This window comes from Hyphomonas polymorpha PS728, from assembly GCF_000685315.1.
Classification (GTDB): domain Bacteria; phylum Pseudomonadota; class Alphaproteobacteria; order Caulobacterales; family Hyphomonadaceae; genus Hyphomonas; species Hyphomonas polymorpha.
On record NZ_ARYM01000004.1, the window covers coordinates 24156 to 43979 of the forward strand.

Below are 19824 nucleotides of genomic sequence, written 5' to 3' on the forward strand. Positions count from 1 at the left end.
CTGATGCAACAATATCTCAAATTCTATATCGATGGCGAATGGGTTGATCCGGTAACGCCGCGCACCCTGGAAGTCGAAAACCCCGCCACGGAAGAGAACTTCGCTGTCATCTCCATCGGCTCTGCCGCGGATGTGGACAAGGCTGTTGCCGCCGCCAAGCGCGCCTTCCCGAGCTTCTCGCAGACCAGCGTGGAATACCGCGCCGACCTGCTCGACAAGATCACCGCCGGCCTGCAGAAGCGGATGCCCGACCTGGCCAAGGCGATCTCCGAGGAGATGGGCGCGCCGATGTGGCTGGCCAACGCCGCCCAGGTGCCGTCGGGCCTCGGCCATTTCGCCACCACCGCCGCCCTCCTGCGCGAATACAAATGGGAAGAGCTGAAAGGCTCCACCCTGCTGCGCAAGGAGCCGATTGGCGTGTGCGCGTTTATCACGCCCTGGAACTGGCCGCTGAACCAGATCGCCTGTAAAGTTGCCCCGGCAATCGCGGCGGGCTGCACCATGGTGCTGAAGCCTTCGGAAATTGCCCCGCTCGACGCGATGATCTTTGCCGAAGTGCTGCATGAGGCCGGCGTGCCCAAGGGCGTGTTCAACCTTGTGAACGGCGACGGCCCGGGCGTTGGCTCGGCGATGTCGTCCCACCCCGACGTGGACATGGTGTCCTTCACCGGTTCGACGCGCGCCGGCGTGCTGGTGGCCCAGGCCGCTGCCCCGACCGTCAAGCGCGTGGCCCAGGAACTTGGCGGCAAGAGCCCGAATATTGTTCTGCCTACGGCCGATCTGCAGAAAGCCGTTTCCAGCGGCATCATGAACATGATGACCAATTCGGGCCAGAGCTGTAACGCCCCTTCGCGGATGTTCGTGCAGAAGGATCAGCAGGACCAGGCCATCGCAATTGCCAAGGCCACCGCCGAAGCCGTGAAGGTTGCCAATCCGGCCGACGCCCCTCCCGGCGCCATTGGCCCGATCTCCAACGGCAACCAGTATCAGAAGGTTCAGGACCTGATCCAGAAAGGCATCGAAGAGGGCGCAACCCTCGTTGCCGGTGGTCCTGGCCGCCCCGAAGGCTTCAACAAGGGCTATTTCGCCCGGCCGACCGTGTTTGCCAACGTCACCAATGACATGACCATCGCGCGCGAGGAAATCTTCGGGCCGGTGCTCGTCATGATTCCTTATGACACCGTCGACGACGCGGTCGAAATGGCCAATGACACCGTTTACGGTCTCGCCGGCTATGTTCAGGGCCCGGAAAAGGAAGCCAACGAGATCGCCAACCGCATCCGCGCTGGCCAGATCCTCGTCAATGGCGCGCGCCCTGACTTCACCGCGCCGTTTGGCGGCTATGGCCAGTCCGGCAACGGCCGCGAATGGGGCGAGCATGGCTTTGAGGAGTTCCTCGAAGTCAAAGCCGTGATCGGCTACAAAACCGCCTGATCTCTGCGGTTTTTCGCAAGTTTGATGGAACGGCAGCCCCCCGGCTGCCGTTTCTTTTTGACTGCCCACGGCATCGTGATCGCCGGGCGCCTGCGTCACGTTGTTGTGAACTTGCGTGTTGGCTGGCGTTCATCTTCGTGGAGTCACACTATATAGTGGAAAAGAAACTCTTGGAGGCCGTGCCATGAAACGCCTTAGCCTTGCCGCAGCTGTCGCCGCGCTCGCCTTTACGGCGGCCTGCGCCACGGCAACCCCCTATCAGCCTGCGACCGTCTCTGATCGCGGCTATTCGGAAATGAAGATCGAGGACAACCGCTTCCAGGTGGAGTTCTCGGGGAACTCGCTGACCGACCGGAAGACGGTGGAGACCTATCTGCTGTTCCGGGCCGCCGAGCTGACCAAACAGAACGGATATGACCATTTCCGCGTGGTGCGCCGGGACACCGACGCCAATACGCGCGTGATCCCCTCGGGCGCAGGCTATTCGCCCTATTATGATCACTTCTATCTGAACTACCGCTATTTCGGCCCGCGCGCAGGGTATTTCTACGATCCCTATCGCAGCGTGCGCTACAGCCGGTACAGCTTCTATGATCCCTTCTGGGACGGCCCGATGAGCTATCGGGAACAGACAAGCTATATCGCCAGCGCCGAGATCGTGATGGGCAAAGGCGCCAAGCCCGATGATGTGGCCTTCTTCGATGCCGATCAGGTGATCTTCAACCTGGCCGGTCAGATCCAGCGCACCGCGCCGTAAGGGCGCGGGCCTGAAGCCCCCTTGCCGGAATGATGAGAGGGCGCCTTACGGGGCGCCCTCAATTCTGAAGATGCTGCCGCCGATGGAAACGATGTAGACGTTGCCGTCATTGTCCATGCCGAAGCTGGAGATGCTGCTCAGCGCTCCGGCATCGGGCACGAGCTGGTCATTCAGGCGATTGAACTGGCTGGCGGGCAGCGTCTGTCCCACTGTCAGCGACGAGACCGGAACCGACCAGACATTGTTGCTGGCAAAGTCTGCAAACAGATAATGGTTGCGGATCGGGCCGATATTGCCGCGATAGACATATCCGCCGGTGATTGAGCGGCCCTGCGTCGCGCCCGTCCCATGGCCATAATCAGCAACCGGGGGCGTGAAGCTCCCCGAATCCGGGCCCGAATAGAAGGCGGTGCCCTCGCGAACGGCCCAGCCATAATTGGCGCCGACATCGGACGGGCGCATCCTGTTGATTTCCTCGCGATTGGACTGGCCGACATCGGCAATAAAGAGATCGCCTGTCTGGCGGTCAAAGCTCGACCGCCAGGGATTGCGCAGACCCAGAGCGAAGATTTCCGGACGCCCGGCGCTGCCGTTGGAGGCAAAGGCATTGCCCGCCGGGATGCGATAGTCGCGGTCGTCATCATCGGGGAAACCGTCCCCGTCATGCGCCACGTCGATGCGCAGGATCTTGCCGAGCAGAGAGTTGGTATTCTGCGCGCTCTGGTCTGCGCCGGCCGTTACGCCGCCGCCATCGCCCGTTGCGATATACAGCAGGCCGTCATTGCCAAAGCCGAGCCAGCCGCCGTTATGGAATTCATCAATCTGGGGGATCCTCAGGATGACGTTCGATGTCGCTGGATCCAGTTGCAGCGGGTTGCTGGCATAGGTCCGATAACGGCGGATTTCGGTATCACCGGCCGTATTGGTCAGGTTCACGTAGACTGTGCTGTCAGTGGCAAAATTCGGCGAGAAGGCCATGCCCACCAGCCCCTGTTCGCCATCGGTGCCGACCTGCGATGAGACATCCAGGAAAGGAACCGGGTCAGGCATGGCTGAGGTCAAGGAGGGGTCAAGTACGACGGCGAGGCCGCCTTTCTGCAGCACGACCACACGGTCCGTGCCCGGAATGCCTTCCAGATAGAGCGGCTGGCTGAGGCCGGTTGCCACCCGGCGCAGGGCCATGCCGGTTATTGTCTCGTCCACATCCAGTACGCGGATCTGAACCGCCAGCGTCGCCACGCCGCCGCGCCCGTCTTCGACGCGGAAGTTCACCTCATAGATATTGTCGCCATTGGCGTCCTGAGGCGCCTCATAATCGAGGGCCGCGTTGAGGGAGAGGACGCCGGTGCTGGCATTGAAGCTGAAAAACGAAGCGTCTCCTTCGGCAACCAGCGCGCGGGTGAGCGCATCTCCGTCCGGATCGGTGGCCGTCAGCGTGTAGACCGGGCCGGTTGTGCCTTCATTGATCGAGGCCGTGGCCAGCGAAGTGATCGACGGGGGCTGGTTCACCGGCGGCGGCGGGGCCGGAGGAGGTGGCGGGGGCGGCGAGGCGCCGGATCCGCCCCCACCCCCGCCTCCGCAGGCCTGAAGCGCAAAAATCCCGGCAGTGGCAAGGGCCACCCAGCGCTCTGTACGGAGTATCGGTGTTTTCATGAGGAGAATCCTTACCACTCCCCCAGAACCGCCCGAAGTGTAGATTTCGCAAGGAAATTATCCGCCAGCACGAATTTATACCGCCCAACTCTGGCCAAGCGGGAAAGATGGGTCCAAAAGGCCGGGTTGTTGACGGGCGGCCTTGGCTGGAAAGTCTGAGACGCGCCGGATTTTGGAAAGACCGGACCAATGGACGGAAGTGAAGCGGGCAAGGCCGAAGGCCTTCACATGCCCCCACCGACAGGCATGCGCAAAGTTGAGTTTGTGGCGATTGTTGCGGGCCTGATGGCCCTCAATGCCATCGCCATCGACATCATGCTGCCCGCCCTGGGGGAGATTGCGCGCGCCACCGGCCTGACGGAAGAAGGCGGCGACCAGAACCGGCAGCAGCTGATCATCTTCGCCTATGTGCTGGGTTTCGGCGCGCCGCAGCTGATCTGGGGCCCGATCACCGACCGGTTCGGGCGGCGCGCGCCGCTGTTCGTGGCGCTTGCCGGCTATATGCTGATGGCGTTCCTCTGTGTCGTGGCTCACAGTTTCTGGGCGCTTCTGGCCGCGCGGTTCCTGCAAGGGGTGTTTTCATCGGGCGCGCGCACGGTGGCCTCGGCGGTGGTGCGCGACCTGTTCGCCGGGCGGGCCATGGCGAGTTTCATGTCGCTGGTGATGACCGTGTTCATGATCGTGCCGATCATCGCGCCGGCGATTGGCCAGATGATCCTCTATGTGGCGCCGTGGGAAGGCATCTTCATCGTGCTGGCCGTCTGGGGCGGGCTGATGTTCGCCTGGACATGGTTTCGCCTGCCGGAAAGCCTGCCGAAGGCGGCGCGCCAGTCCCTGGAGATCGGCAGCGTGATGGCTGCCTATATGCAGGTTATCCGCACACGGGTGAGCTTTGGCTACATGCTGGCCTCGGGGCTCGTCTTCGGCTCGCTGTTTGCCTTCATTGCCTCCTCCGAACAGGTGTTCCGGGAAGTGTTCGATCAGGGCGACACCTTCGCCTACTGGTTTGCCGGGATCGCGGCGGCGCTGGCCCTGTCGAACTTTGCCAACTCACGCCTGGTGGAGCGGATGGGCATGCGCCGCATCAGCCATATTGCCCTGTTCACCTTCATCATCTCGACCCTGCTGCTGACCATCGCAACGCTCACCTGGGGCGAAAACCTGGCCGTGTTCTTCCCGCTGTTTGCCATCGGCTTTGCCTGTTTCGGCATGATGGGGTCAAACTTCTCGGCCCTGGCCATGGAACCGCTCGGCAAGATCGCGGGCACGGCGTCTGCCGCCTATGGCTTTGCCACCACGATGATCTCCAGCATCATCGGCATGATCATCGGCGCGCAGTTTGACGGCACGACCGTGCCGCTGTCCTTCGGCTTCGTGATCCTCGGCGTGGCGTCTCTGCTCGTGATCCTGGTGACGGAAAAAGGCCGGCTGTTCAGCCGCTACTGAGCGCGGGCGCCTAGAGCGGCTCCCGGTGGCGGGAGAGCGGGCGGACGACCGTTTCCAGATGCTCGATGATGCGGGCGGCAATGTCCTTGCCGGTTGCCTTCTCGATGCCCTTGAGGCCGGGGGAAGAGTTCACCTCCAGCACCTTTGGCCCGTCCTTGGTCTGCAGCAGGTCCACCCCCGCCACTTCCAGCCGCAGCACCTTGGCCGCCTCGCGCGCCACATCCCGCTCCTGCGGGCTGAGACGGGCTTCGCTGGCCGTGCCGCCGCGGTGGAGGTTTGAGCGGAACTCGCCCTTCTCCGCCTGGCGGCGCATGGCGCCCACCACCTTGCCGCCGACCACGAAGGCGCGCACATCGGCCCCGCCGGCTTCCTCGACGAATTCCTGCACCAGGAAATTCGCGTCGAGCCCCCGGAAGGCATCCACCAGCCGCTCGGCAGATTTGCGCGTCTCGGCCAGCAGCACGCCCTTCCCTTGCGTGGAGGAGAGCAGCTTCAGCACGATCGGCGCCCCGCCCGCGAGCGCTACGAGGCCGGCGGTATCCTTCGGGCTGTGCGCGAACGCCGTGATCGGCATGGCGATCTTCGCCCGCGCCAGCATCTGATGGGCCAGCAGCTTGTCGCGCGAGCGGCCGATGGCGCCGGCCGTGTTGAGGCAGAAGGCGCCGGTATTGGAAAACTGGCGCAGCACGGCCATGCCATAGTCGGTGATCGTGGCGCCGATGCGCGGGATCACGGCGTCATAGCGGGGCAGCGCCTCGCCATCATAATGCACCTCGGCGTCAATCGCGCCGATGCGCATATAGCAGCGCGCGGTATCGATCACCTCGATCACATGGCCGCGCTTTTCGGCCGCCTCGATCAGGCGGCGGGAGGAATAATTCTTCGGCTCACGCGTCAGCAGCGCAATCCGCAAGGGGCGTTTGACCGGCTTGCGGCGCGGCAGGCCCTGATAGATCTGATAGCCGAGCGGGGGCTGAAGAAAGGACGCATTCGGATCAATGATCCAGCTTGGCTGGATCGCCCCGCGCCCCAGCAGCATGCGGTAGGCCATCGTTTCGCGGTTCGACAGCGTCAGCTGGATCGGCCAGGTGAGCCCGCCAAGCTCGGCATGGGTTTCGATGACATAACGCAGCTCGCGCTCGCCATTGGAACTGGTCACCTCGCGGCGGTCGACCACGGGGGCCGAGCAGGTGATCTCCAGCGCGGGGTCGCCGGGGTCTGGCTGGATCAGGAAGCGCACCTGCGGCGCATGGGCGGGGCCGAACGGCTCGATCACGCTGGCATGCAGGGCGGACGTCTTGGCGCCGGTGTCTATCTTCGCCTTGATCGCGGGCAGGCCCAGCTCCCGCAACGCGATCCATTCTTCCCAGCCAAGCTGGAACGGGGCAGCAGAAGGCATGGACGAAGCTCCGTCATCTGACTTCGCTCCCGTTAGGCTGGTTTTCCGCGCGGCGGCAAGCCCACCTACAGACTCCTGGACCTATCCTTTCACAAGCCACGCTTTTTCAACAAGGCGGGTGACGTCGCCCATGATTTCCGTGATGCGGAAGTCCTTTGGCGTGTAAACCGCTGCCACGCCCATCTGGCGCAGGGCGCGGCCATCTTCGGGCGGGATGATACCGCCGACGACGACGGGCACATGATCGAGCCCCAGCTTGCGCAGCTCGGCCACCGTTTCGCGCACGAGATCGAGATGGCTGCCCGAGAGGATGGAGAGGCCGACAACATGCGCCTTGGCCTCTTTCGCCTGGGCGGCGATTTCGGCGGGGGTGAAGCGAATGCCTTCATAGACGACATCCATGCCCACTTCGCGGCCGCGCGCGGCAATCTGCTCGGCGCCGTTGGAATGGCCATCAAGGCCGGGCTTGCCGAGCACATAGGTCAGTGTACGGCCCAATGCTTCGGACACGCGAGCCACGTCGGCTTTCACCTTTTCAACATCTTCCTCGCCGCTGCTGGCGACCACGAGGGCGACGCCGGTGGGCGCGCGGAACTCGCCGAACACATCGCGCAGCACCGTGCCCCACTCCCCGGTCGTGACGCCGGCCTTGGCGCAGGTGATGGAGGGCTCCATGATGTTGCGGTTTTCGGTGGCGGCGGCGCGCAGCTCGGCCAGGGCCGCTTCGGCGGCGGCGTTGTCGCGCGCGGCGCGCCAGGCTTTGAGGTCGCGCACCTGCATCGCTTCTTCGGCGGGATCAACCGTCTGGATGGCGCCGTCGCCGCCGCCCAGGGGGCTTGGCTCTGTCTCGGTGAACCGGTTGACGCCGACCACGGTGAGGGCGCCCGATTCGATTGCCCGTATACGGTCTATATGGGCGCCGACCAGACTTTCCTTCATGAAGCCGATGGCCGCGGTTGCCCCGCCGATCTCGTCGATCTTGGCCAGCGTGGCGCGCGCCTTTTCCTTCAGCTCTTCGGTCTTCGCCGTGATCACATGGCTGCCGTCGAAGATGTCTTCAAATTCCAGAAGGTCGGTCTCATAGGCGAGGATCTGCTGCAGGCGGAGCGACCATTGCTGGTCCCAGGGGCGCGGCAGGCCCATCGCCTCATTCCAGGCCGGCAACTGCAGCGCGCGGCAGCGGGCGCGCTTGGAGAGCGTGACGGCCAAGGCTTCCATCAGGATGCGGTAGACATTGTTTTCCGGCTGCGGCTCGGTCAGCCCCAGCGAGTTCACCTGCACGCCATAGCGGAAGAGGAGCGCCTTGGGATCGGTGACGCCATAGCGCTCCCGCCCGATCTCTTCCCAGAGATCGACGAAGGCGCGCATCTTGCAAAGTTCCGTTACGAAACGGACCCCGGCGTTCACAAAGAACGAGATGCGTCCAAAGACCGTTTCAAAGTCTGATTCTGGAACTTGTCCTCCCGCTTTCACGGTATCGAGCACTGCGATGGCGGTGGCCAGAGCGTAGGCCAGCTCCTGTTCCGGCGTGGCGCCCGCTTCCTGCAGGTGGTAGGAGCAAACATTCATAGGGTTCCATTTTGGAACTTCTGTATAGCACCAGCTCACCATGTCGGAGATCAGCCGCAGCGACGGCTCGGGCGGGAACACATAGGTGCCGCGCGAGAGGTATTCCTTGACGATGTCGTTCTGGGTGGTGCCGCGCAGTTTCTTGCGGCTGTCGCCCCGCTCATCGGCTAGCGCCACATAGAGGGCCAGCATCCAGGCGGCCGGGGCGTTGATCGTCATCGACGTGTTCATTGTCTCCAGCGGCAGCTCGGCAAAGAGCTCGCGCATGTCGCCCAGATGCTTGACCGGCACGCCCACCTTGCCGACTTCGCCCTTGCTGAGGATATGGTCGGCGTCATAGGCCGTCTGGGTCGGCAGGTCGAAGGCGATGGAGAGGCCGGTCTGCCCCTTGGAGAGGTTCAGGCGGTACAGCTCGTTGGATTTCTTGGCGGTCGAATGCCCCGCATAGGTGCGGAAGATCCAGGGTTCGTCGGGTGTGTGCTGGTAATTTCCGGCGGCTTTTGTCATGGTCTTCTTGCCTCCCCTATGTTGCGGCGCAACATGGCCGAGCCGCCTGCCGCTGGCAAGCGGCACCTCTGCCGCACTTGCAGGCCCCGGCCTGCACGACCACCTACCCTGCACCAGTCCGCAAGAGCCCGCCAGATACCCCGTGACCCAGCCCCGCAGCCCCCTCCAGACCGCCCTTGGCCTGCGCCTGGCCTCCCTGATGGCTTTTCCGGCTGGCGCGGCGCTGATGGCGATCTTCCAGCGCAGCCCGCTGGCGCTGGCCCTGCTCACCGCCGCCATGCTGGCTGTGGGCCTTTATGAACGCCGCCGCCTGGCTGCCGCCGCCGGCGCGCAGACGGCCATTTCCGGCGCCACGCTGCTGACGGGGTTTGGCTTCCGGCTGGGCCTGCTGATCGCGATCTTCGTGATCACGGTGGGCCTGCTCGCCCTCTTCCGGGATACCTCGCTTGCCCGCCAGCTTGAGCTGATCGATGCGGGCCTGATCGCCCTGCCCGCCGCCGTGGCGCTCGCCGCCAACGAGATCAGCGCCCGGATCGCGCAGCGCGAGCTTGGCGATGTGCGCACCCAGCTTACCGCCGCCTTCGCAGACGCCCGCGGCCCCGCCGCCCCGGAGGCGGGCGGCGACATCATCGAAGGCGAGATTATCGACGCGGATGACCCACCAGAGCGGCGCTGACGATCAATCTGCCTGGTCGTAGGCCTGCAGCGCTACCGGCAAGGCCTGGATCACGCAATTGCCGACAGCCGGCAGGCCCGCCAGCACCGCGCTGATGATCTCTTCCCGCGTCGCGCCCAGCGAGCGCGCATGGGCCACATGAAAGGCCAGCCCGCTCTCCAGCCGCGCCGCCGCCAGGATGCCGATATAGACAAGCTCTTCGGTCTTGGCGTCCAGCGCCGAGGCGGCCCCCAGCTTCTGCACCGCCTCAAGCCAGGCCTGCTGATGGCCTGGCGCCTCCTTCATGAAGACCTGAAAGGCATCGCTTACTTTCGTCATGTCAGTCATCGAAACGCCTCTCTGATCGCCCCCCACCCCGGCGGCCTGTTAGTCCCGGTCAAACACAAACGGCGCCGCTTCGGCCACGTCTGCGCCCATGGCTTCATAATAAAGCCGTTGCACACGGCGGGTGACCGGGCCGGGGCGGCCATCGCCGACGGGCGCGCCTTCCAGCATGACCACCGGCGCCACCATGGCCCCGGCCGAACTTGTGAAAATCTCGGTGGCGTTAACCGCCTCCTCCGGCGTGAAGGCGCGCTCGGTGATGGTAAATCCGCCCGCTTCGCGCAGCCCCATCACGCCCGCGCGCGTGATGCCGGAGAGGATCGAGGGGGTAAGGTCGCGCGTGATGATCTCGCCGTCTTTCGTGACGATCCAGGCATTTGCCGAGGCCGCTTCGGTGACAAACCCGTCTTCCACCATCAGGGCAGTGTCTGCCCCCATCGCCCGGGCGGACCGGTAGGCGAGCGCCTGGGAGAGCAGCTGGGTGGTTTTCATGTCCCGCCGTTTCCAGCGGCTGTCCTCGATGAACACCGCGCCGATGCCGTCGCGCGCCTGCGCCCCGATCAGCGGTTTGGTGTCGGCATAGGCAAAAACGGTCGGTGTGAACCGCTCCGGCCCGGCAAAATCGCGCGCGTCAAAGGCCCCGCCGGTGACCTGCAGATAGACCAGCCCCTCGACGAGATCATTATGGGCGATCAGTTCCCGGTGAAGGTTGGCCCAGCCTTCGGGCGTATGCGGATCGGGAATGGCAATGCCCGCCAGCGTCCGCTCCAGCCGGGCGATATGCCCCTCCAGATCAACGAACCGCCCGCCATAGACGGCGGTAACCTCATAGGCGGCATGGGCAAACATAAACCCCCGGTCCAGCGGCGAAATATGAGCCTCCGACAGCGGCATCAGCGTGCCATTCAGGTGGACCAGCGGACAAATCGTCATGACTTAAATGCCTCAAGGGAACAGAACATCTATTGTGCAGCGCAACATTGATCTTGCGAAGCCTCACAACACTTGCCAGTGTGCCCGCGCCAGACGGGGCTGTGAAGACGCCGCATAGAGCGAGCCCGCCCCCAATGCACCAGAGACGGAGGAAGGTCCATGACCACAGAAACGGCAGGCCGGGTTAAAAAAGACATTTACGAACTCGGCGAGATTCCGCCCGAGTTTCATGTGCCCAAACTGATGCATGCCTGGGCGATCCGGCGGGAGCGCCATGGCCGCCCGATGACCGCGATGCAGGTCGAGCAGGTGCCGGTGCCGGAAATCGATTCTGATGAAGTGCTCGTCCTCGTGATGGCCGCCGGGGTCAACTATAATGGCATCTGGGCCGCGCTGGGCGAGCCGATTTCGCCCTTTGACGTTCACAAACAACCTTTCCATGTGGCGGGCTCTGACGCTGCCGGCATCGTCTGGGCGGTTGGCAAGCGCGTAACCCGCGTGAAGCCGGGCGATGAGGTGGTCATCCACTGCAACCAGGATGATGGCGACGATGAGGAGTGCAATGGCGGGGACCCGATGTTCTCGCCCAGCCAGCGTATCTGGGGCTATGAGACGCCGGACGGCGCCTTTGCCCAGTTCTGCCGCGTGCAGGCGCGCCAGTGCATGCCGCGCCCCAAACACCTGACCTGGGAAGAAAGCGCCTGCTACACGCTGACCCTCGCCACCGCCTACCGGATGCTGTTTGGCCACCGGCCGCATATCGTGAAGCCGGCCGATAACGTCCTCGTCTGGGGCGCCTCGGGCGGCCTCGGCAGCTTCGCCGTGCAGCTCTGCGCAGTGACCGGGGCCAATGCCATTGGCGTGGTCTCCTCCGACGACAAGCGCGACTATGTGCTGAGCCTCGGCGCCAAGGGCGTGATCAACCGGAACGACTTCAACTGCTGGGGCCAGCTGCCGAAGGTCAACGGGCCGGAATTCAACGACTATATGAAAGAGAGCCGCAAGTTCGGCAAAGCCATCTGGGACATCACCGGCAAGAAGGATGTCGACATCGTCTTTGAACATCCGGGCGAAGCCACCTTCCCGGTCTCTGTCTTCGTGGTGAAACGCGGCGGCATGGTCGTCATTTGTGCGGGTACGTCCGGCTTCAACCTCACCATGGACGCCCGCTTCCTCTGGATGCGGCAGAAGCGCGTCCAGGGCAGCCATTTTGCCAACCTGAAACAGGCCTCCGAGGCCAACCAGCTTGTGATCAACCGGCGTATCGACCCCGGCATGTCGGAAGTGTTCACCTGGGCGGATATTCCGCTGGCGCACGAAAAGATGCTGGATAACAAGCATATGCCCGGCAACATGGCCGTGCTCGTCACCGCGCCCAAGCCGGGCTTGCGCACGGTGGAAGACGTGCTCGCCCTCAGCGGACAGGCCTGAGGGCCATGCTCTCCCGGCCCTTTGCCGAAGGCTTTGCCAGCGACTGGCTGGCGGCCTGGAATGACCGCGATATCGAGCGCATTCTCAGCCATTATGGCGAGGATATCGTGTTCCATTCGCCCCGCATCGCAAAGGTGCTGGGCACTTCGGCCAGCAGCGTGTTCGGCAAGAGCGCCCTGCGGGACTATTGGACAAAGGCGCTTGGCCTTGCCCCGCAACTCTTCTTCGAGCTGGATGATATTCTCATTGGCTCGGACGCGCTGACCATTCTTTACACGAACCATCGCGAGGAACTGGTAGCCGAAACCTTTGTCTTCGGCCCGGAAGGCAAGGTTGTCCGCTCGATTGCGGCCTATCGCTGAAAGGATACCGCCATGCGCCTGATCTTCATTTATGGCGAGGCTGCTGCCGGCAAGCTGACCGTGGCAAGGCATCTGGCACGGCAGACGGGCCTGCCCCTCTTCCACAATCATCTGGTGGTCGATGCGGTGGCCTCGGTTTTCCCGTTCGGCTCTGAAAGCTTCATCCGCCTGCGGGAGAAATTCTGGATGGATGTGTTCAGCGCGGCGGTGGCCGAAGACCGCTCGCTGATCTTCACCTTCGCGCCCGAACCCACGGTCGATCCATGCTTTCCGCAAGCGGTGAAAACCCTGGTGGAAAATTCCGGCGGCGAGATGATCTTCATTGCCCTGACGGTCAACCCGGAGGAGCAGATGCAGCGGATTGCCAATTCCAGCCGCGCGGAGTTTGGCAAGCTTCGCTCGCCGGACATCCTGGCAGAGATGAAAGAGGCCTTTATGGCGTCGATGGCCGCGATGCCGGCCGCCGATATTATCATCGACACCGACCAGACCTCACCGGCCGAAGCCGCCGCCGAAATCCTCGCCCGCCTTTGATCTGAAGCAGGCGCCAAGCCCTGCTTGCGCCCACAGACTTCCCTGCCCATCGGTCAGCCCGTCCCCAAGCTGCTCTCTCGCCCCAACGCGCCCTTGCCGTGGATCGTCATGGCCGCGCACACCGCCGCGCCCTGCCACGGCCACCACCTCGTTTCCACCCGCCCATTCCCTCCTCCCCTCCGCTCTACTCTCCACCCCCTCAGCAGCATTTGCTTTCCCGGCGTTTGATTTAGTTGACTAGGAAACTTTATTGATTTAATTTCCTAGTCAATCAAGAGGATGCCATGTCAGAGATCGCCCCTGTTCCCGCGCTGGATGCTCATCTCGGCTTCTGGCTGCGCATGGTGTCAAACGCTGTGTCGCAGAGCTTTGCCCGCGCGCTGGAGGGGGAAGGCGTGACGGTGGCCGAATGGGTTTTCTTGCGCACGCTTTATGGGGCAGAGCCCGCCCCGCCGAGCCGCGTGGCGGAAACCCTTGGCATGACAAGGGGCGCCATCACGAAGCTGGCCGACCGGCTGATCGACAAGGGGCTCACCGCGCGCCGGGCAGACCCTGAAGATGGGCGGGCCCAGCTGCTGTCGCTCACTCCGCGGGCGCGCAGGCTGGTGCCCCGTCTGGCCGCGCTGGCTGATGCCAATGACGGGGCTTTCTTCGCCAGCCTCAAGCCTTCTGAGCGCGCGCAGCTTGAGCGCCTGCTGAAGCGGATCGTCGCCAGCCGGGGCATCACGGAAATTCCCGCCACCTGACCCCTGCCCCTGCAACAAAGAAAGGACCCGCGCCATGGACGCGCAGAAGATCGCTATCGCCGAAACATGTCTGGCCGGCGCGCATGACGATACGCTGAGTTTTCCGCAGGCCGTCGGTATGCTGATGGAGGCAGGCTTTGAAGCCTATCTTGTCGATTACCGCGCCGGGACGCGCACGCACTATCTGCCGGGGGGCGAGACGCTCACCCTGCCCTGCCCCGGCGAGGAGGGACCGGTGGCGGAAGCCTTTGAGGCTGCCGGCGTCTCTGCCGCCATCGCCTGGGCGCAGTCTGGCGCGCCCGATTACACCTATGCCGCCTTCAACCGGCAGGTCATGGCGGCGGGCTGCGCGGGCTACCTCGTGTCGTTCATCGGGCGCCGCGTGGTCTATTTCGGGCGCACCGGTGAGCTTCACGTCGAGCATTTTCCGGACTAGCCGGAAGCGGCGCTGAAACGAAAAAAACTCCAACGGCGTTGGAGTTTTCTGGTCTGCGGTTGGAGTTTTTGGGCGCCTCGTTGGAGTTTTTTTGGAGTTTTTTTGTCCCTTATCCACGGGACAGGCGGCGCCTTATCCCCCGATCTTACGCCTCGAAGGGGTCGCGCATCAGGATCACGTCTTCGCGTTCCGGAGAGGTGGAGACGAGCGCGCAGGGCTTGCCGACGAGTTCTTCCAGGCGGCGCACATAGACCACCGCCTCGGGGGGCAGATCGGTCCAGCTGCGGGCGCTGCGGGTCGAGCCACTCCAGCCTTTGAGGGTCTCGTAGACCGGCTCCACAGCGGCCTGATCGGTGAGGCCGGCGGGGAAGTAATCGATCGTCCTGCCGTTCAGCTTATAGGCCACGCAAACCTTGATTTCCTCAAATCCGTCAAGGACATCGAGCTTCGTCAGGGCAAGGCCGTTGACGCCCGAAGTGGCGCAGGCCTGGCGCACCATGACCGAGTCAAACCAGCCGCAGCGGCGCGCGCGGCCGGTATTGGTGCCGAATTCATGGCCAATCGTGCCGAGGCGCTTGCCGATGTCATTGTCCTGTTCGGTGGGGAACGGGCCGGCGCCGACGCGCGTGGTGTAGGCCTTGGCGAGGCCCAGCACATAGGAAACCGCCCCCGGCCCGACGCCTGACCCTGCCGAGGCATTGCCTGCCACGACATTGGAAGAGGTCACGAAGGGGTAGGTGCCATGGTCAACGTCCAGCATCACGCCCTGGGCGCCCTCAAACAGGATGCGGCTGCCGCGGCGGACTTTCTCGTCCAGCAGTTTCCAGACAGGCTGGGCATAGGCGAGCACCTGCGGGGCAATCTCCAGAAGCGCGGCTTTGAGGGCGGCGCCATCAGGCTCAGGCAAGTCGAGCCCTGCGCGCAGCGGGCGGTGGTGGGCCAGCAGGCGCTCGATCTTCATGTCGAGCGCAGCGGGGTCGGCAAGGTCTGCCACGCGGATGGCGCGGCGGCCAACCCGGTCTTCATAGGCCGGGCCGATGCCGCGCTTGGTGGTGCCGATCTGGGCGGCGCCGAGGGCGCCTTCGCGGGCCGCGTCGATATCCTTGTGCCAGGGCAGGATGAGGGAGGCGTTATCGGCCAGCACCAGGCTTTCCGGAGAGACTTCAATGCCTTGCGCGCGGATGCCGTCGATTTCGGTCAGCATGTGCCAGGGATCGACCACCACGCCATTGCCGATGACCGACAGCTTGCCGCCCCGCACGAGGCCGGAGGGCAGCAGCGCCAGCTTGAAAGTCTTGCCGTCGATGACGAGCGTGTGGCCGGCATTGTGCCCGCCCTGAAAGCGGACCACGACATCGGCGCGGCTCGACAGCCAGTCGACGATCTTGCCTTTGCCTTCGTCGCCCCATTGAGCCCCGACGACCACTACTCCTGCCATGAACCTGCTCCGTTGTTCAGCCGCGGCGACAAGGGCAGCATTCGGCAGGCAATTGCAAGGGGCCTTTTGCCACCCCTTGCGGCAGGCCTATTCGCCGAAAGCGTAGCGGACGCGGACACCAATATTATCAAGGCCCTGATTGCGGCCATTGCCCAGAATCTGGCCGTGGCTGAGATGTTCATACATCAGCTGCACGCCCCAGGGGCCGGCCAGATCCTTGTTGAGGGAAAGGCTCGTGCGGAAAAGATCGCGCGAGCCGAAGAAGACGGTCGATTCCGAGATCGGATCGTTGCGCGGATCGCCCTGCGGGTAGGGGAAGGTCAGCTCGCCATCATGGACGACATAGCCCACGCCCGGCTCCAGCGACCAGCCTTGCGCAAAATCCCAGTTCCAGTGGAGGCCAGCGCCGCCAAAGCTGGTATCCCCGGCCGTGTTCACGCTGCCCATGACATAGGGGCGCGGGCTCCAGATCAGGCGCAGGAACTCCGGCGAATGGAAGACGATCTCGCCATTGATGTTGGGGCCGTCTTCCTTGTTGGCATTGTCGCAATTGGCGATGCAGACATTGTGCGCCGTCACGCCAGCGCGGACCTCATCAACGATCTGGGCAGTGGCGACCATTGGCAGGGCCGCCAGGGCGGCGGTGAGCAGGGAAATGCGGCGCATCAGGATGCCTTTCATGACAGTTTCGCCATAAGCCATCGCGCCCATTCCCTGCCGGCGTCAAGTGTGGCCGGACAATCACGCCCGGCCACTGCCCTGCCCTCAGAAAGAGAGGACTTTGGCATACCGCACTTGCGGCAGACTGTTCAGCTTTTCCATGATCTCAGCCGGGGGCGTGGAATCGATGCCGATGAGGGCAATCGCCTCCCCGCCTGCTTCCTGGCGGCCAAGGTGGAAGGTGGCGATGTTGACCTTCGCTTCGCCCAGCATGAGGCCGAGGGCGCCGATGAAGCCCGGCTTGTCGATATTGTTGACGTAAAGCGTGACGGGCGAGAAATCGCCCTCCAACGCCATGCCTTTCACCTCGACAATGCGCGGCTTGCCGGCGATCAGCGCGCCGGCGAGCGTGCGCCAGCCGCCTTCGGGCGAGTTCTTGGTGGCCTTGGTCTTCACCTTGATGCGGATCAGGCTGTCATAGACAGGGCTGGTCTCGGTCTTGGTTTCGGTGAGCTTGACGCCGCTCTCGGCCAGGATTGCCGGGGCGGAGACCATGTTCACATCGCCGCGCGAGGCGCGCAGGAGGCCAGCCAGCAGCGCCGCCGTGATCGGCTTGCGGTTCAGCTCGGAAACCTCGCCCTCATATTCGATGACGACTTCTTCATAGCCATAGTCAGAGATCTGGCCGGCAAAGCTGCCGAGTTTTTCCGCCAGCGCCGCAAAAGGCTTGAGGCGCGGGGCTTCCTCGGCGGTCACCGAGGGCATGTTGAGGGCGTTGGTGACGGCGCCGGTGAGGATATAGTCCGCCATCTGTTCGGCCACCTGGAGGGCGACGTTTTCCTGCGCTTCATTGGTGGAGGCCCCAAGATGGGGGGTGGCGACGAAATTCTTCTTGCCGAAGAGGATGTTTTCCTTGGCCGGCTCGACGGCGAACACGTCAAAAGCAGCGCCGGCCAGATGGCCCGATTCCAGCAGCTCGGCCACGGCTTCTTCGTCCACCAGGCCGCCGCGGGCACAGTTGACGAGGATCAGGCCTTTCTTGGTTTTCAGCAGGCTTTCGCGCGACAGGATGTTGCGGGTCTGATCCGTAAGCGGAACGTGCAGCGTGATCACATCGGCGCGCTTCAGCAGCTCGTCCAGTTCCACCTTCTCCACGCCGAGTTCGATGGCGCGCTCTGCAGTGAGGAAGGGATCATAGGCGACGACCTTCATTTTCAGGCCGATGGCGCGCTCGGCCACGCGGCTGCCGATATTGCCCGCCCCGATCAGGCCGAGTGTCTTGAAGGAGACTTCAACGCCCATATAGCCCGATTTCGGCCATTTGCCGGCCTGGGTGTCCGCGTTGGCAGCCGGGATCTGGCGGGCGGCGGCGAACATCATGGCGATGGCGTGTTCGGCGGTGGTGATGGCGTTGCCGAAGGGCGTGTTCATCACCACGACGCCCTTGGCGGTGGCGGCCTTGATGTCGATATTGTCGACACCGATACCGGCGCGGCCGATGACTTTCAGCCGTGTGGCCGCTGCGATCACATCGGCGTCCGGCTTGCAGGCCGAGCGGACGGCAAGGCCATCATATTCCGGAATGATCTTGATCAGATCTTCCTTGGACAGACCAACCTTGATGTCGGTCTCGATGCCGCGCGCCTTGAAGATTTCGACGGCGGCGGGGGAGAGCGTATCTCCGATAAGGACTTTAGGCATTTTGAGCTCCAGAGCGCCAGCGGGCGCGGGTGAGTTGGTACACAAGACAATTATCGGGGCCGAAACGGCGCGGCCCGAGAAGTTCGAACCCCAGAGATTCGTAGAATCGGTGGGCGGAGAAATTATCCGCCATCGGATCGATCAGGATGTGCTGACAGAGTGGATTGGCAAAGCAGCGCTCGAAGGCAAGACGCATCATCTGCGTGCCATAGCCCTTCCCCAATTCGTCTGCCTCTCCGATCCAAATGTCGATAGCCTGGGAATGTTCGGGACAATCTGTGCCCCAATAGTGGCTTTCCTCTTCGCGGCAGTCGATGGTCTGGACAAAGCCGATGGGGCGGCCATCGACCTCGGCAATCAGAAACTCACGCCAGGGCACATCGCGCCCAAGCTGGTTTCCCCAATCCCAATCGTTCCACTCATCATCCCCGCTTACGTCCCGCACATGTGGCTGCTCATCCCACTTCAGGATCAGCGACAGGTCGGGAGGGGTTGCGGGGCGAAGACGGATCATCGGCTGCAGTCCTGTCATGCCGGGGCGCCTGACAGCCGCCCCGGAACGCAAGATATCAGAGTTTCGAGGCTTCTTCCTGGAAGGCCCAGTCGAGCCAGGGGAGAAGCTTCTTCACGTCCGAAGGCTCCACCGAGCCGCCAACCCAGATGCGCAGGCCCGGAGGGGCCTTGGCATAGCCGGCAGCATCAAAGCAGGCATTCTCCGTCTCAAGACGTTTCATCATCTTCTTGACGAAATCGCGCTGCCCGGCCTCATCCAGACCCGCAACGCGCGCGTCCTTGATGCGGAAGGTGACGCCGGTATTGGAGCGCACCGAAGCATCCTTGCAGAGGAACTCGACCCAATCGGATTTCTTTTCCCATTCGGTGAGGATCGCGAGGCTTTCGTCCGAGCGGGCTTTCAGCTTCTTCCAGCCGCCAAGACGCTCCACCCAGTCCAGCGCCTGAAGATAGTCTTCAACGCAGAGCATGGAGGGGGTGTTGATCGTAGCGCCCTGGAAGAGTTCCTCGTCGATCTTGCCGCCTTTGGTCATGCGGAAGAGTTTCGGCAGGGCGCGGTCCGGCGTGTAGCTTTCGAGGCGGCGCACAGCGTTGGGCGAGAGGATCAGCATGCCATGGGCCGCTTCCCCGCCAAGGCATTTCTGCCAGCTATAGGTGACCACATCGAGCTTTTCCCAGACGATGTCCTGGCTGAAGGCGGCCGAGGTGGCGTCGCAGATCACGACACGGTCCGGGTTCGGCTTGATCCAGTCGACATCCTTCACGCGCACGCCAGACGTGGTGCCGTTCCAGGTGAAGATGATGTCAGCGTCGTCGCGGGCCTTGGCAAAGTCCGGCAACTGACCGAATTCGGCGACATGGGTGTTGCAATTGGCAAGCTTCAGCTGCTTGACGGCGTCGGTCACCCAGTCCTGCCCGAAGGCTTCCCAGGCGAACACGTCCACCGGCTTGGCGCCGAGCATGGACCACATGCACATCTCGACGGCGCCCGTATCGGAGGCCGGAACGATGGCGACGCGGTAGTCATCCGGAATGCCGAGGATCAGCTTGGTGCGGTCGATCGCAGCTTTCAGCTTTTTCTTGGCGTCGCCAGAACGGTGCGACCGGCCGAGGGCGGCGGTGACGAGGTTCTGCAGCGAGAAACCGGGATATTTTGCGGTGGGGCCCGACGAAAAATGCGGGCAAGCGGGGCGTACAACCGGCTTGGCGGTGGTCACTGTCATCTGTTTTACTCCTATCCTCACAGATAGGCTGGGCGCCGTTGGGGGCGCCTGGCCCGCCGCGTCTGTCGCATATTTCCGGGAG

Annotated in this window: 19 protein-coding genes; 9 read left to right on the top strand and 10 right to left on the bottom strand. The window is 63.5% G+C overall.

Annotation, left to right across the window (positions count from 1 at the left end):
• Nucleotides 1-3 precede the first annotated feature (3 nt).
• Together HPO_RS04200 and HPO_RS04205 are read left to right on the top strand one after the other, a co-directional pair.
• On the top strand, nucleotides 4-1434 hold the full coding sequence (locus HPO_RS04200) for an aldehyde dehydrogenase family protein (protein WP_035594958.1): 1431 nt from the start codon (nucleotides 4-6) through the stop codon (nucleotides 1432-1434).
• A gap of 184 nt (nucleotides 1435-1618) precedes the next feature.
• Nucleotides 1619-2191 carry a CC0125/CC1285 family lipoprotein gene (locus HPO_RS04205; RefSeq protein WP_035594961.1) on the top strand — a complete coding sequence of 191 codons (573 nt, stop codon included), beginning with the start codon at nucleotides 1619-1621 and terminating at the stop codon, nucleotides 2189-2191.
• Between the two features lie 45 nt (nucleotides 2192-2236).
• On the opposite strand, the gene HPO_RS04210 is transcribed toward HPO_RS04205, so the two are convergent.
• Nucleotides 2237-3844, bottom strand: coding sequence for a PQQ-dependent sugar dehydrogenase (locus HPO_RS04210; protein ID WP_035594964.1), 1608 nt, complete (start codon nucleotides 3842-3844; stop codon nucleotides 2237-2239).
• A 189-nt stretch (nucleotides 3845-4033) separates the two neighbouring features.
• Here HPO_RS04210 and HPO_RS04215 point away from each other — a divergent pair, with 189 nt between their 5' ends.
• Nucleotides 4034-5290: a multidrug effflux MFS transporter gene (locus HPO_RS04215; RefSeq protein ID WP_241767860.1), complete on the top strand. Its 1257-nt coding sequence runs from the start codon at nucleotides 4034-4036 to the stop codon at nucleotides 5288-5290.
• A gap of 10 nt (nucleotides 5291-5300) precedes the next feature.
• Here HPO_RS04215 and rimK read toward each other — a convergent pair whose 3' ends face one another.
• Together rimK and HPO_RS04225 are read right to left on the bottom strand one after the other, a co-directional pair.
• Nucleotides 5301-6689, bottom strand: a complete 1389-nt coding sequence (rimK, locus tag HPO_RS04220; RefSeq protein WP_035594969.1) for a 30S ribosomal protein S6--L-glutamate ligase — start codon at nucleotides 6687-6689, stop codon at nucleotides 5301-5303.
• Between the two features lie 81 nt (nucleotides 6690-6770).
• Entirely contained in the window at nucleotides 6771-8765 is a 1995-nt protein-coding gene (locus HPO_RS04225; RefSeq protein ID WP_035594972.1) for a protein meaA, read from the bottom strand.
• A gap of 142 nt (nucleotides 8766-8907) precedes the next feature.
• Here HPO_RS04225 and HPO_RS04230 point away from each other — a divergent pair, with 142 nt between their 5' ends.
• Entirely contained in the window at nucleotides 8908-9441 is a 534-nt protein-coding gene (locus HPO_RS04230) for a hypothetical protein (protein WP_035594975.1), read from the top strand.
• Between the two features lie 3 nt (nucleotides 9442-9444).
• On the opposite strand, the gene HPO_RS04235 is transcribed toward HPO_RS04230, so the two are convergent.
• Both HPO_RS04235 and HPO_RS04240 read right to left on the bottom strand, forming a co-directional pair.
• The gene (locus HPO_RS04235; RefSeq protein ID WP_035594978.1) at nucleotides 9445-9768 is read right to left on the bottom strand and encodes a carboxymuconolactone decarboxylase family protein; all 324 of its coding nucleotides are present in this window, start codon (nucleotides 9766-9768) and stop codon (nucleotides 9445-9447) included.
• A gap of 39 nt (nucleotides 9769-9807) precedes the next feature.
• Nucleotides 9808-10698, bottom strand: a complete 891-nt coding sequence (locus HPO_RS04240) for an aminotransferase class IV (protein WP_035594980.1) — start codon at nucleotides 10696-10698, stop codon at nucleotides 9808-9810.
• Between the two features lie 159 nt (nucleotides 10699-10857).
• On the opposite strand from HPO_RS04240, the gene ccrA reads away from it, so the two are divergent.
• The 5 genes from ccrA to HPO_RS04265 all read left to right on the top strand — a co-directional run bounded on the left by ccrA (nucleotide 10858) and on the right by HPO_RS04265 (nucleotide 14207).
• Nucleotides 10858-12129: a crotonyl-CoA carboxylase/reductase gene (gene ccrA, locus HPO_RS04245; RefSeq protein ID WP_035594982.1), complete on the top strand. Its 1272-nt coding sequence runs from the start codon at nucleotides 10858-10860 to the stop codon at nucleotides 12127-12129.
• Between the two features lie 5 nt (nucleotides 12130-12134).
• Nucleotides 12135-12491 (top strand): nuclear transport factor 2 family protein, encoded by a 357-nt coding sequence (locus HPO_RS04250; protein ID WP_035594985.1) that lies wholly within the window; start codon nucleotides 12135-12137, stop codon nucleotides 12489-12491.
• Nucleotides 12492-12503: 12 nt separating this feature from the next.
• Nucleotides 12504-13025: a P-loop NTPase family protein gene (locus tag HPO_RS04255; RefSeq protein WP_035594990.1), complete on the top strand. Its 522-nt coding sequence runs from the start codon at nucleotides 12504-12506 to the stop codon at nucleotides 13023-13025.
• A 284-nt stretch (nucleotides 13026-13309) separates the two neighbouring features.
• A complete protein-coding gene (locus HPO_RS04260; RefSeq protein ID WP_051612261.1) occupies nucleotides 13310-13771 on the top strand; it encodes a MarR family winged helix-turn-helix transcriptional regulator in 462 nt (153 codons plus the stop codon).
• A gap of 34 nt (nucleotides 13772-13805) precedes the next feature.
• Complete coding sequence (locus HPO_RS04265; protein WP_035594993.1) at nucleotides 13806-14207, top strand: DUF1398 domain-containing protein; 402 nt, start codon at nucleotides 13806-13808, stop codon at nucleotides 14205-14207.
• Between the two features lie 145 nt (nucleotides 14208-14352).
• On the opposite strand, the gene HPO_RS04270 is transcribed toward HPO_RS04265, so the two are convergent.
• The 5 genes from HPO_RS04270 to HPO_RS04290 all read right to left on the bottom strand — a co-directional run bounded on the left by HPO_RS04270 (nucleotide 14353) and on the right by HPO_RS04290 (nucleotide 19736).
• Entirely contained in the window at nucleotides 14353-15645 is a 1293-nt protein-coding gene (locus HPO_RS04270; protein ID WP_035594996.1) for an adenylosuccinate synthase, read from the bottom strand.
• An 87-nt stretch (nucleotides 15646-15732) separates the two neighbouring features.
• On the bottom strand, nucleotides 15733-16347 hold the full coding sequence (locus HPO_RS04275; RefSeq protein ID WP_241767861.1) for an acyloxyacyl hydrolase: 615 nt from the start codon (nucleotides 16345-16347) through the stop codon (nucleotides 15733-15735).
• A 63-nt stretch (nucleotides 16348-16410) separates the two neighbouring features.
• On the bottom strand, nucleotides 16411-18006 hold the full coding sequence (gene serA, locus HPO_RS04280; protein WP_035594999.1) for a phosphoglycerate dehydrogenase: 1596 nt from the start codon (nucleotides 18004-18006) through the stop codon (nucleotides 16411-16413).
• Nucleotides 17999-18538, bottom strand: coding sequence for a GNAT family N-acetyltransferase (locus HPO_RS04285; RefSeq protein ID WP_241767862.1), 540 nt, complete (start codon nucleotides 18536-18538; stop codon nucleotides 17999-18001). Before HPO_RS04285 ends, serA begins: the two co-directional genes overlap by 8 nt.
• A gap of 37 nt (nucleotides 18539-18575) precedes the next feature.
• On the bottom strand, nucleotides 18576-19736 hold the full coding sequence (locus tag HPO_RS04290; protein ID WP_035595357.1) for a phosphoserine transaminase: 1161 nt from the start codon (nucleotides 19734-19736) through the stop codon (nucleotides 18576-18578).
• Nucleotides 19737-19824 lie beyond the last annotated feature (88 nt).